Source organism: Ilumatobacter coccineus YM16-304, assembly GCF_000348785.1.
GTDB classification, from domain to species: domain Bacteria; phylum Actinomycetota; class Acidimicrobiia; order Acidimicrobiales; family Ilumatobacteraceae; genus Ilumatobacter_A; species Ilumatobacter_A coccineus.
On the sequence record NC_020520.1, the window covers coordinates 26,636 to 38,404 of the forward strand.

At 65.9% G+C, this 11,769-nt stretch carries 12 protein-coding genes and 1 tRNA gene; 9 read left to right on the forward strand and 4 right to left on the reverse strand.

What is annotated here, in order from left to right:
* The first annotated feature begins 3 nt into the window (after positions 1-3).
* Together YM304_RS00115 and YM304_RS00120 are read left to right on the forward strand one after the other, a co-directional pair.
* A complete protein-coding gene (locus YM304_RS00115) occupies positions 4-651 on the forward strand; it encodes a hypothetical protein (RefSeq protein WP_015439585.1) in 648 nt (215 codons plus the stop codon).
* Positions 652-693: 42 nt separating this feature from the next.
* Positions 694-1,497: a maleylpyruvate isomerase family mycothiol-dependent enzyme gene (locus YM304_RS00120; protein WP_015439586.1), complete on the forward strand. Its 804-nt coding sequence runs from the start codon at positions 694-696 to the stop codon at positions 1,495-1,497.
* 219 nt (positions 1,498-1,716) lie between these two features.
* Here YM304_RS00120 and YM304_RS00125 read toward each other — a convergent pair whose 3' ends face one another.
* The gene (locus YM304_RS00125; RefSeq protein WP_015439587.1) at positions 1,717-2,529 is read right to left on the reverse strand and encodes a hypothetical protein; all 813 of its coding nucleotides are present in this window, start codon (positions 2,527-2,529) and stop codon (positions 1,717-1,719) included.
* Positions 2,529-4,010: a hypothetical protein gene (locus YM304_RS00130; RefSeq protein ID WP_015439588.1), complete on the reverse strand. Its 1,482-nt coding sequence runs from the start codon at positions 4,008-4,010 to the stop codon at positions 2,529-2,531. Before YM304_RS00130 ends, YM304_RS00125 begins: the two co-directional genes overlap by 1 nt.
* Positions 4,011-4,044: 34 nt before the next feature.
* On the opposite strand from YM304_RS00130, the gene YM304_RS00135 reads away from it, so the two are divergent.
* Complete coding sequence (locus YM304_RS00135; RefSeq protein ID WP_015439589.1) at positions 4,045-4,224, forward strand: hypothetical protein; 180 nt, start codon at positions 4,045-4,047, stop codon at positions 4,222-4,224.
* 222 nt (positions 4,225-4,446) lie between these two features.
* Here the strand turns inward: YM304_RS00135 and YM304_RS00140 are convergent, their stop codons facing one another.
* Together YM304_RS00140 and YM304_RS00145 are read right to left on the reverse strand one after the other, a co-directional pair.
* Positions 4,447-5,790 (reverse strand): acyl-CoA dehydrogenase family protein, encoded by a 1,344-nt coding sequence (locus YM304_RS00140; protein WP_015439590.1) that lies wholly within the window; start codon positions 5,788-5,790, stop codon positions 4,447-4,449.
* A gap of 116 nt (positions 5,791-5,906) precedes the next feature.
* Positions 5,907-6,167, reverse strand: coding sequence for a hypothetical protein (locus YM304_RS00145; RefSeq protein ID WP_015439591.1), 261 nt, complete (start codon positions 6,165-6,167; stop codon positions 5,907-5,909).
* 52 nt (positions 6,168-6,219) lie between these two features.
* On the opposite strand from YM304_RS00145, the gene YM304_RS00150 reads away from it, so the two are divergent.
* From YM304_RS00150 to YM304_RS00170, 6 genes are all read left to right on the forward strand, one after another.
* A complete protein-coding gene (locus tag YM304_RS00150) occupies positions 6,220-7,221 on the forward strand; it encodes a GlxA family transcriptional regulator (protein WP_015439592.1) in 1,002 nt (333 codons plus the stop codon).
* A gap of 68 nt (positions 7,222-7,289) precedes the next feature.
* The gene (locus tag YM304_RS21560; RefSeq protein WP_051071237.1) at positions 7,290-7,619 is read left to right on the forward strand and encodes a helix-turn-helix domain-containing protein; all 330 of its coding nucleotides are present in this window, start codon (positions 7,290-7,292) and stop codon (positions 7,617-7,619) included.
* On the forward strand, positions 7,619-8,182 hold the full coding sequence (locus YM304_RS00160; protein WP_197536913.1) for a hypothetical protein: 564 nt from the start codon (positions 7,619-7,621) through the stop codon (positions 8,180-8,182). The genes YM304_RS21560 and YM304_RS00160 overlap by 1 nt, the downstream gene beginning before the upstream one ends.
* Positions 8,183-8,248: 66 nt before the next feature.
* Positions 8,249-8,324 (forward strand) — tRNA-Ala (locus YM304_RS00165).
* 822 nt (positions 8,325-9,146) lie between these two features.
* Positions 9,147-9,290 carry a hypothetical protein gene (locus YM304_RS25180; RefSeq protein ID WP_173401476.1) on the forward strand — a complete coding sequence of 48 codons (144 nt, stop codon included), beginning with the start codon at positions 9,147-9,149 and terminating at the stop codon, positions 9,288-9,290.
* Positions 9,291-9,907: 617 nt separating this feature from the next.
* The gene (locus YM304_RS00170; protein ID WP_154723235.1) at positions 9,908-11,155 is read left to right on the forward strand and encodes a hypothetical protein; all 1,248 of its coding nucleotides are present in this window, start codon (positions 9,908-9,910) and stop codon (positions 11,153-11,155) included.
* The last annotated feature ends 614 nt before the right edge of the window (positions 11,156-11,769 follow it).

Sequence of the window (11,769 nt, forward strand, 5' to 3'; positions counted from 1 at the left end):
CCGGTGCACCCACTTCGACACGCGCTCGACGCGGCAGCGACGGGCGAGTACCCGCCGGTCGACGGGCGGTTCGAGCGGCACGATCCCGACCGGCCCGGCACCGCCGCGATCGTGGAGTTCACCGGCCACTCGTTCGTGCTGTGCGACGAGCCCCACGAGGTGCTCGCTGCCGCGGGCGCTGACGGATTCGGTGGTGCTTCGCACCCGGCGGTCACCCAGTTGCTCGCCGGGGCACACGGCACGATCGGCTCGCACGATGCGGTCCTCGTCGCTGCCGGAACGCGACCAGCGACGGGGAGCGACCCGCTCCCGGTGCGTACCGACCTCGACGAGCACCCGCGCGTGATCCGAGCGCGCGAGCACCGCGACGGGGTCGTCGTCCACGGTGATGCCGAAGGGTTCGTCACGATCGGCCAGGGGCTCGTCGGCCGAACCGAGATCTCGGTGGAGTTGCTCGGCGACCACGGGCACCACGGGCACCACGGGCGAGGTCACGGTCGTCGGCTCATCGCGTCGGGTCTCGATCTGGTTCCGCCGACCGAGTGGGTGTGGGCGCAGGTGGCGCCCGGCAACGCCGCGTCGCTCCGAGCGTTCCTGGCCTGCGGCTTCGTTCCGGTCGCCGCGGAAACGCTCGTGACGACCCGACGCTGACGGCTGCGCAGGCGGGTCGCCGATTCGCGGTACCTTCGCGTCATGTCGAAGGGTGCGATCGAAGGGCTGCAAGCCGAGGTGATTCGAGCGAAGGAACTGTTCGCGACGTTGACGCCAGAGGAGTGGGCGGCGCCGTCGGGATGCACGGGTTGGCGGGTCCAAGACGTCGCGCAGCACATGGCTGCCGTGTACCAACAGATCGCCGCGGCCGACACGATCGAGGTCGACGTCAGCGCGGCCGAAGGAGCCGAGGCGACGGCCGAGGTGGTCGTGCAGGCTCGCAAGGAATGGACGGTCGACCAGGTCGTCGCCGCCTACGACGAGTGGTCGGAGAAGGGCGTCGCTGCCCTCGCCGCGTTGCAGGAACCGCCGATGGCCGACACCGTCGTTCCGCTCGGTGATCTCGGATCCCACCCGATGCACCTGCTCGGCGACGCGATCGCGTTCGATCACTACTGCCACCTCCGCCACGACATCGGCGCCGCGGTCGACCGGGCTGCACGACTGCCGAAGGACCCGACGGTGCTCGGCCCCGCCGTCGACTGGATGCTCGCCGGACTCCCGCAGATGTGCGCCGACGCGCTCGCGTCGGCTCCGCAGCAGCCGATCAACCTCGTCTTCGACGGCCCCGCTGCGCACAGCTTCTGTCTCACGCCGGGCGACCCGGCAGCGGGTCCGCAGTGGATCATCGCCAACGGAGCCGACGACGACGCGCCGGTCATCCGCACGACCGCGCACGACTTCATCTCGTGGGCGACCAAGCGCGCCGACTGGCGCGACACGAGCACCGGCGACGTCTCACAACCGACCGTCGCGGCGGTCCTCGACGTCGTCAACGTCATCTGACAGCGCGCCGGGCCTCGACTCGCGCGTCACGCTGGTGTGTCCACCCACCTGTCACTCGGGCTCGGCGCGAGACCCGCTGGCACTCGGGTTGCGGGCGCGGGAGATCTGCCACTGTCGTCAATCGTTCCGATGGGCGCTCCAGGCAACGTCGCTTCGCTCGTTGCGTCGCTCTTCTGCTCGCTGCGCTCGACCTGACGGACGTCGGTCGTTGCTCGATGCCTACGTCTCGTTCTTCAGCGCTTCGTCGAGTGCTTCGTTCAGTTCGTCGTAGACGCTCTCGTCGCTGAGGGCTTCGAGTTCGTCGCGGAGACTCTCGATGACCTGGTTGTCGCCGGAGTAGGCCTCGGCGCCTTCCGATCGTTCGGTGCAGCACCAGTGCATCGTCTCGCCGTGCTTGCCCCAGTCGGCTCGCGACCAGCGGCGGACGGTGGCGGTCTCGGGGCCCTCGGGGTCGGTGTCGTCGACGAGCGCCCAGTCGACTCGGAGCGGAAGCTGCCAGCACACCGAGGGTTTCCACTCGGTGGGGGAGTCACCGAACTCGGCGGCGGCGATGTGCAGTGCGCACCCTTCGCCGCCGGCGAATCCCGGGCGGTTCAGGAACACGCACGCTCCGTCGACGACTCGGGTGTGGGTGCGGTCACCGTCGCCGTGGATGCCGGCGACCGGTTCGCCGGCGCCATCGGGCAGGTGGTCGGTGGTGCCGGCGTCGTGGTGCTGCCACTGCTCGGGGGTGAGCAGCGCGGCCATCGCCGACACCTGCCGTGATTCCTCCTGGCCGGCCGGCCCGTCGCCGAAGTGAGCACCGAGCGAGCAGCAGCCCTGGTTGAGCTCGGTGGCGTCGGCGGTGAGGATGCCCTTGCAGCCGTTGCCGAACAGGCACGTCCAGTTCGACGTGAGGAACTCGCGCTCGAACCGCCAGGTCACGTCGGGTCGCGTGATCTCGACGAAGGTCGACTCGACCGCATCCGGGTGGGTGCCGTGAGCGAGGGTGTCGTCCGGGTGGCTGCCGTCGGGCTGGGCGGGCTGATTCATCAGCGCTGCGCAAACCGGATGACCGAGGCGACATCGGCGACCTCGACGTTGGACTCGCCGTCGATCGTGAGGAGCTCGGAGTCACGGCCGTCGAGGACGACGTACGCCTCGCCGTCGGGGGCGATGTCGACGATGGAGTTCGCGTCGACCTCGATGATCTCGCCGTCGTGCACGATCTGCGGGCTGGCTCCGCCGATGAGTGCTGCCGTGCAGCCATCGACCGAGGTGTTCGACACGATGCCGCCGCCGATCTCGACGATCACGGAGGCGTTGTCGAGATCGAGCTGCACCGAGGTGCCGGTCGAACGCGGGCTGCCGACCGTGACGCAGCGGCTGGCTCGCGTCGGTGTGCTGGTGATGTCGCCGTCGGCGACGCCGAGTTGCAGGCCGGCGTCGTTGAGCACGAACACCTGGCGCGACGTGATGGCGAGCAGGCGGGTGCCGCCGAACGCGGTCGTTCCGGCTTCGACCTCGATCGTGGCGGTCGGCGCCTCGGTGTCGCTGAGTGCGCCGAGTTCGGACACGTCACCGTCGGCGTTGGCGAGTCGAATCGCGCCACTGGCGTCGACGAGGAGCATGTTGCCGTCGGAGGTGAGCAGTGACGCCGCGGGGGTGGGCACGTCGACCGACCCGAGCCGTTCGCCGGCGAGGTCGTAGAACTCGAGTTCGGTGTTGGCCCCGGCGCGCTGGGCGGTGACGACCCGGTCGTCGCCGATGGCCACGACCTGGCCGGCGAGGAGCTCGGCGGTGCCTTCGGCGATGTCGACCACGGTCGACTGGAAGCTGCGCGCATCCGACATGGCGGCGTGCGTGCCGTCCGGGTTGACGTACACCTCCATCGGGAAGATCAGCGGATCGTCGAGACCGGCGACGTCGCCGACCCGCAGCGTGGTGCGTTCGTTGGTGTCGATCAGCGTCACGTCGCCGCCACCGTCGGTGCCGGCGATCGCGATCGTCGGGTTGGTCGTCGACAGGCGCAGTGCCTGATCGGTGCTCGCTCGCCCGCGAGTGCTCGTGCCGTCGCTCAGGTCGGTCTGGGTGATGCGTCCGGCGTCGGTCATGGTGACGAGGACGTTGCCCGTCACGACCGACTGCGCGTCGAGGAGGTCGGCGTCGCCGTCGTAGGTGTCGACCACGTCGCCGTTCGACGGGTCGACGATGCGGATCTCGTCGTCGGTGAGCACCACCACGTGGTTCCACTCGGCGCTCGCAGCGCTCGCCGATCCGCTGCCGCCGTCATCGCCACCGATCACCTTGCTGACCACGAACACGATGATCGCGATGGCCGCGATGGTTCCGCCGATGGCCAGCGCCCGACGCACCATGTAGTTCGGTTCGTACCACTCGTCGTCGTCCCAGTCGCCGTCGTCTTCGGCGCGGATCGTGTCGTCGTCGAGGTCGTCGAGCCCGGGTGTTCGCGCTCCGACCGGCGGCAGGAGACCATCGCGGGAGCGAGGGTTCGGCGAACGGCGATCGGGCATCGACTGCGATCGTACGCGCTGTAACGTCGGAGGGGTGGAGTTCGACTGCCCTCGCTGCCAAACACCGACGACCGACGAGTTCTACGCACCGTGTTCGACGTGCCGCGCCGACCTGGTCGCCAAGTTCGCGAGCGAGGGTCGAGTCGTCGATGTGGCCGAGTACGAGCCGAAGATGAACGTCACCCCCAACGCTGTCGCTCTCAAAGACGACTGACCGTCACCCCCAGCGAAACCCCCACCCATCCCGAATTCACCGCGTCAGGGCTATTTCTGCCCAGGCTCAAAGTGTTCGCGTGAGGGTGATTTTTGCCCAGGCTCAGAGTGTTCGCGTGAGGGTGATTTCTGCCCAGGCTCGATGTCGTCGCGTGGGGGTGATTTTTGGCCTGGCTCGATGTGGTCGCGTGGGGGTGATTTTTGGCCTGGGCGAAAATCGTCGTCAGGCGTTCTTGGGGAGTTCGCTGAACGGGGTGACCCGGTCGTTGTTCGGCTCTTTGGGGAGACCGAGCACGCGCTCGCCGATGATGTTGCGCTGCACCTGATCGGTGCCGCCGTAGATCGGCGGGGCCTGCGCGAAGAGGGCGAGTTCGGTGATCACGCCGAGGAACGGGTTGCCCGTCGCTTCGGTGATCGCGTCCTTCTTGTCGGCGTCGTACGCGTGGAGCATGCCGCTGGCACCGACGATGCGCAGGCTGAGGTCGCGTTGCAGCCGAACCAGGTTGCTCATCGACAGCTTCGAGATGTTGGCCATGCCAGGGATCTCCTTGCCCATCGCGCGGGCGCCCTTGACGCGCAGGTTGTTGATGCGGCCGATCTCGGTCATCGAGTGGAGGCGCATCAGGTCGTTGCGGATCGTGGCGTTGGCGATCGACCCGTTGGCGTCTGCGAGTTGACGGAGACGACCGGCGAGCCCACCGAGCGCGGCCGATCCGCCCTGGCGCGGCTTCGGCTTCGAATCGGACGAGGCGTCGTCGCTCGGCTTCGGCTTGGCCTTGGGCTTGGGTGCGTCGTTGACGAAGTCGCCGGCGCGCTTGTCGAGGTGGCCGCCGACCGTGCCGGGCGTGGCCACGCTGGTCGACTGGCTGCCGCCGCCTGCGCCCAGGCCCGCGCGTTCGAACGCGAGGGTGGAGTTGGCGACGGCCCAACCGTTGTTCTTGCCGCCGATCATCGCGTCGTCGCGAGCCACGGCGTCGGTGAGGAAGACCTCGTTGAAGAGCGCGCGGCCGGTCATCTCACGCAGCGGCCGAACGTCCATGCCCGGCTGGTGCATGTCGATCGCGAAGTAGGTGATGCCCTGGTGCTTCGGGAGGCTCGAGTCGGTGCGGGCGATCAGCATGCCGAGGTCGGCGATGTGCCCGCCCGAGGTCCACACCTTCTGCCCGTTGACGATCCACTCCTCGCCGTCTTGTTCGGCTCGGGCCTGGAGGCCGGCGAGGTCGGAGCCGGCGCCGGGCTCGGAGAAGAGTTGGCACCAGGCCTTCTGCCCGGTGACGATGTCGCGGACGTAGGTCTCGATCTGTTCTTTGGTGCCGTGCTTGGCGATGGTCGGCCCGGCCAGCAGCAGCCCGAGGCCACCCGGAGCGCTGAGTGCTCCGTGCGCGGCGATGGCGTTTCCGACGAGCACGGCGTCGCCACGCGACAGGCCTTTGCCGTACGCCTCGACGGGGTAGGTGGGCGCAGCCCAGCCCGACAGGCCGAGGCGTTCCCACCATTCGGCCACGGTGAGATCGGGGTCCCAGTTCGTTGCCAGCCAGTCGTTGACTTCTTCCACCACGTCGCTCATGTCACACAGTCTCTCGCGTCTGACGAGCGCCGGAGAAACGCTGGGCCCCCGACAAGTTGATTACATCGCTCCGGGAGCGATGTAATCAAGTTTGCGCGGATGGGGCAGCGGGGGCATCAGTGGGTGGTCTGGACCTGGTCGGTGTGGCGGTCGGCGGCGGGGAGGCTCGTGCCGATGGTGGAGAAGTCGATCTCGCCGGGGCAGTTGACGTTGGTGGGGTCGGCGTGGGAACCGGTGTGATCGAGGAACCCTTCGTGGCCGCAACCGCACTTCCAGCGGATGACGGAGCCGTCGGGTCCGTTCCAGAAACTGATGGCGTTGCGGCGGGTCATGAGGACTCGGGTGTCGTGGGTCGGGCAGAACACGGAAAACATCATGTGGCAAGAATGCGCTGGCGCGTGTCATCCTGCCAATGGCAGAATGGCCCCCATGAGTACGAAAACCGACATTCCGTGGCGGCAGGATCGCGAGCATCGAGTGGCAGTTCTGCTCTTCGACCGCCCGGCGATGTTCGAGATGTCGGTGGCGATCGAAGTGTGGGGCAACGATCGCACGGCGCAGGGCGTGCCGTACTCGGAGTTGCGGATGTGCAGCAACGATGGGCCCACGCTGCACCTCGAGGGCGGCTTCGACCTTACGGTGCATCACGGCCTCGAAGCGCTCGACTGGGCCGACACGGTGGTCATCCCCAACGGTCACCGGACCACGCCGGGCCTCGAGTACGACCCGCAGGCACTCCACGCGTTGACCGCTGCCTACGAGCGTGGGGCGCGGATCATCTCGTTCTGTTCGGGGGCTTTCGTGCTCGCGGCGACCGGTCTGCTCGATGGCTCGGTCGCCACGACGCACTGGACCTATGCAAAGCAGTTCCAGGCGCGCTATCCGTCGATCGAGATGAAGCCCGATGTGCTGTACACCGGCAGTGACCGTCTCTTCACGTCGGCCGGCACGTCGGCGGCGATCGATCTCTGCCTGCACCTCGTGCGGCAGGACTGGGGTGCCGAGGTGGCGAACACGATCGCTCGGCGCATGGTCGTTCCCCCGCATCGTGATGGCGGTCAGGCGCAATACGTGGAGCAACCGATGCCGGTGACCGATGACGTCGACGGCGATCTGCGCGCCGTGCTGCAGTGGGTCGAGGCCAATCTCGATCGGCAGTTGACCGTCGACGAACTCGCCCGGCGCGCCGCGATGACACCGCGCACCTTCGCTCGCCGGTTCAAGGCGGCGACGGGAACGACGCCACTGCAATGGATCCTGCACCAGCGTGTGGTGGTTGCGCAGCGCATGCTGGAGACCTCGACCGCCAGCGTCGACGAGATCGCGGCCACCATCGGCTTCGGGTCGGCGGCCGCGTTGCGTCAGCACTTCACCAAGATCGTCGGTTCGACCCCGAGCGCTTATCGAGCGACGTTCAGCCACGCCGCCTGAGCATGCCTCGGTGGTCCTGATGATGGGTGGTATCCGATCGGATACCACCGTCTGTTACGATGTCGTGCATGGACGCAGAGACGCTGATCCGGACCGCACGCACCGAGGCGCGCCTGAGCGTGCGCGAGCTCGCCCGGCGTGCGGGCACGTCGCATTCGACACTCGTCGCCTACGAACAGGGCCGTAAAGATCCGACGGTCGGCACGCTGAACCGGATTCTCCGGGCCGCCGATGTCGGTGTCGACGTCACGCTCCGGCCACGGGTGCGCCGCGATCCGCTGACGGAGCTCGATCGTGGAGACGAACTCCTCGAGGTGCTGAACCTGGCCGAGATGTTTCCGGCTCGACACGACGAGTCGTTGCAGATGCCGGTGTTCGGCCGGCGCGACGTGGCGTGATGCTGGCCGACAAGATCGTTGCGCTGCACGAATCGCTCGCCACCGCCGAACTTCCGCACGCCTTCGGCGGAGCGCTCGCTCTGGCGTGGTGTACCGAGCGGGCCCGCGGCACGATCGACATCGACGTCAACGTGTTCGCACCGGTCGATCGGACCGACGAGCTGATCGCCGCGCTCCCGAGTGACGTGTCGGTGTCGGACGACGAGCGTGCGTTGTTGGTGCGTGACGGGCAGGTGCGCCTGTGGTGGGACGCCACGCCCGTCGACGTGTTTCTCGACACCACCGATTTCCATGTCACCGTCGGCGAACGTGTGCGCTGGGAAGACTTTGCCGGGGCATCGATTCCGTTCCTGTCGTGTCGTGACCTGGCGGTGTTCAAGACGTTCTTCGATCGCACGAAGGACTGGGCCGACCTCGAGGAGATGGCCAAGGCCGGAACGCTCGATGTCGAAGCCGTCGCCGGGGTGCTCGCCGTGTACCTCGGGCCCGACGATCACCGGATCGCCCGACTGGTCGAGTTGGCGAGAGGTGACGTTGCGAGAGGTGACGTCGGGCGAGGGTGAGCAACCCGAGTTGGCGGTAACCTCTACGCCGTCCTGAACACCGGTACACATAGAGGACACACATACGGGGACGTAGCTCAATTGGTAGAGCATCTGCTTTGCAAGCAGAAGGTCGTGGGTTCGATTCCCATCGTCTCCACCATGTGATGTCGCCAGACATCCCGGACACCCGAACCCCCTTCTTGGGGTTCGGGTGTTTTGGTTTTCGGGGTGGGTGCGGCATGGAGCAACGCGAAGGAACGAACCCAACTTCGGACCATCTTGATCGATTCCGATGCGGTGCGATCCTCCACACGTCGTAGCGCCGAACAACCGGTGTCGGAACCGATTGGAGACGAAGCACATCCTCGCAACCCCAACGGGAAAAGCCGGTGGTGCCTCACTCCTACGACCGAGCCCTCGCCGGGATCGTTGACAAGGCTTGCCGCGGCTGACCTCGCATGGACTGTGACCACATGGTGCAGCAAGCACCCGACCTCGGTGAGCAGCGAGCCATCGCCGACATCCTCGGTCACGGCATCGAGATGCGCATGGCCACCTATGCGCACGCCTTGCCCAGATAGCCAACTGGCCGTGGTGGACCGCACAGGGCGGGCGAAGTGAGACTCGACGGCCACCAACGTCGGTATATAGGGCCGACAGTATTTGGAGCGAATTCGCGCTCTCCGCGCGATGCTTCGCGCGATAAGCGCGAGCGGCAAACTACCAGCGTGTGATATGACTCGCGCGTACGTTCGATCCACGTCATTTTGCGGGAAAGACTTGACCGATACGAATGACCATGATGTAATTACTCCACCGTCATCACGACACATGTGGTGGCGGAAACAACAACAGCCGTCACCACGACGGTGACGGCTGTTGATTTCAGAAGTCAGCTCGATCATACGAACGAGGAGATCTCCCTAAGCAGATGTCTTCTTACTCGTTTGGCCGAGCTCTGGCAAACCGAGAGGAGGCAACCATGAAGACGGCACCTTGGCACTCGATCAAGTCGACGGTTCATCACGACAACACGTCGTGCAACACCGGCAACAACATCGAGAGCGAGAACAAGCGCTCCGGCACGGGCGGAAAGCCCAAGTGCAGCGAGTGCAAGAGCCTGTGACTCAGGCCACGTGAATCACCGTCGCTCCGGCCGATACTCGGCCGGAGCGATCGTGGTTTCGGAATTTTGGCGGCGCGCCGGATGTGTCACGACGATCGATGGCCTGTCAGAAGTCGACCGTTGAGTGGAATCAGGACCGTTGAGTCAACGTCGTGGGGTTGGCTCGATTCGGTGGTTCCCGACGAGCTGACGCGAACAGCACCGTGAGACGGCCTCGACGTGCGGCGCCAACTGCGACAGACATTGGACCTCGGGTCCGGCCAAACGGTGTCCATCGGCCCACGCACGTCTCAATTTCCATCGCCACGAGGCGAACCTTTGCGTGGACGTCAGGCGCCGCAGAGGCCGATTCGTTTCAAGAAATCTGAGACGGTTCTCAGCGTGTGGGTGATTCGCTCACCAAGACGAACTCGGCGCGTCTTCGACATCCAGAGCGCTCGCAGCTCCGCAGCTGAGCACTTGCGGTCGCTGGGCGGCTCGGCCAGTCGACGTTGGCGGGTTCGAATCATCGAGGCTTCGCTGTCGTGCGACGAGCCCACCGAGATGCCTTCGAACCGGTTCTCAGACCCCACCCACAGGGGTGAGGCCCGAAACCTAAGGAAAGTAAGGTTCTGGCCGTGCAGAAAGCTCACTCCACGGAGCGCAAGAAGCTCACGGTCGACGAGCCTTTGGTCTTGCGATACGCCTGGCTTGTAGTCCTAATGGGGGCGGCCGCCGCGATCTACGTGATTGCGGCGAGTGCACACGGAGGAGCCAGCTGGTCCGTCTTCGCTGCGACCGACGACCAAGGAGCGCTCCGCGGTTACGGGATCCGGCTGGCAACTGCGATCGCCGGTGTCGTCGCCGGCACACTTGCGTGGGGACGCCTGGAGCTGTCGCGGAACGAACACAGACGCCAGCTCGCCGTCGAGAAGCGTCTCAGTTCCGCTGCCGCTGCAGCGCAACGCGAGCGCGATAGCGATCGGCAACGCGATGCGACTGCCGATGTTGAGCGCCGCGCTGAGCTCGACCGCGACCGCCATCGCTCCGATTTCACAGCTGCGGTCGAGCAACTCGGTCACGAGCACCGCTCGGTCCGGCTTGCCGGGCTTCTCGCGCTCGAAGGTCTCGCGCAAGCGGAGCACGCCGACGTTCAACGCCTCTATGACATCGTGTGCGCGTTCGCACGCGAACGACTCCCGGTGGACGTGACGACCTTCGAGAACGTCATTCACCTCTCACACACGCAGAACTTCGATGGCGTGGTTGATGTCGCCGGTCAAGGCGAGCTGCTCAACGGACCCGAGGTCCTCCACCTGGCGGTCGACTACGCCGAGGCAGTGGCAATCGCACTGCGCGCCCCGAAGGGCATCAAGGTTAACTTGCAACGCACACTGGTCGTCGACCAAACCATCAGGATCGATCGCCGCAACGGCGAGTCGCTCGACCTCACCGACGCCATCATCCTCAATTCCCGGTTCGACGGTGATCCTCGCGACTCCATCACCTTCTACACGCTGCGCAAGGCTGCCCTCTACAACTGCGACTGGTCACTCAGCTCTGGTGGCGGAATAACACTCAAGAACTGCCGGGTCTTCGGTTCGAAGATGGCCATGCGCGCGAGCTTGAAGAGCCTCCGCTTCTTCGAATGTCGAATCCTCCATAGCCAGGTCGCTACCAACGACGCCACCGTGTTGTCCATGAGGAACTGCGACTTGCAGAAAGTTCGCTTCGGGTCATTCAGCGACGAGGCGAGTAGCAATATCCGAGACTGCTCCTTCCATCGCTGCGCAGGGTCACTCCCAGCCGGTGATGTCCGCAACAACGAAGTTCGACACTGCGACCTCCGTCCACTCACGAACACCGAAGAGAATAGCGCTGAATGAGAACGAGCGATTTCAACGTTCTCGCAAGCCACGATGGTCCGAGCTACGGACGACGGTCCCACTCAATGCTCGAGCTACAACCCCTGCACTGGGCTCGCCACTGAACCGTCGGGGCATGGCGTCGCGTGAAGCCACCTCCCCGAATCGCCGGCGACGGCGGCACCCATTTGCTGACCCGCTACGATCAGCCCGGCGAAGGATTCGCCGAAGGCCCGCTTCGGGGACGAGTGATGAACGCTGCCGAGGGCCTCGCCGAAGGTTGCTGATGCGGTTCTTTCTGCTGGGTGTCGGTCGTCGTGCGGCACGCGAGTGCTCGGCAGCGAGCGAGCCTCATGCGCTTGAGTTGCTGCGGCCGCTGCTGGTCGGATCGAGCCCTCCGATCGTCCGATCCCGGGGCTGACGGAGGCCGCGATCAGCCTCCGTGGACCGAACTCGGGGGCCTGAGCAACTGCCCGTCGAGGAATCGCAGACCATCGACGAAGAGCGCCGCAGGATCAAGACTGGTTGATTCGAGCGGCATCGAAATCAACCCGAATCGTCGCGCTCGAGAGTCGAGAACTTCGGGTCGATGCCGTCTGGTAGGTGTCACAAATGTCCGGGGACTCGGTCGTCTC

Coding starts and splice junctions, on each gene's coding strand:
- YM304_RS00160 (WP_197536913.1), top strand. CDS start 7,619: ATGCTGGCCGACAAGATCGTTGCGCTGCACGAATCGCTCGCCACCGCC.
- YM304_RS25180 (WP_173401476.1), top strand. CDS start 9,147: ATGAAGACGGCACCTTGGCACTCGATCAAGTCGACGGTTCATCACGAC.
- YM304_RS21560 (WP_051071237.1), top strand. CDS start 7,290: ATGGACGCAGAGACGCTGATCCGGACCGCACGCACCGAGGCGCGCCTG.
- YM304_RS00150 (WP_015439592.1), top strand. CDS start 6,220: ATGAGTACGAAAACCGACATTCCGTGGCGGCAGGATCGCGAGCATCGA.
- YM304_RS00130 (WP_015439588.1), bottom strand. CDS start 4,010: ATGCCCGATCGCCGTTCGCCGAACCCTCGCTCCCGCGATGGTCTCCTG.
- YM304_RS00145 (WP_015439591.1), bottom strand. CDS start 6,167: ATGATGTTTTCCGTGTTCTGCCCGACCCACGACACCCGAGTCCTCATG.
- YM304_RS00140 (WP_015439590.1), bottom strand. CDS start 5,790: ATGAGCGACGTGGTGGAAGAAGTCAACGACTGGCTGGCAACGAACTGG.
- YM304_RS00125 (WP_015439587.1), bottom strand. CDS start 2,529: ATGAATCAGCCCGCCCAGCCCGACGGCAGCCACCCGGACGACACCCTC.
- YM304_RS00120 (WP_015439586.1), top strand. CDS start 694: ATGTCGAAGGGTGCGATCGAAGGGCTGCAAGCCGAGGTGATTCGAGCG.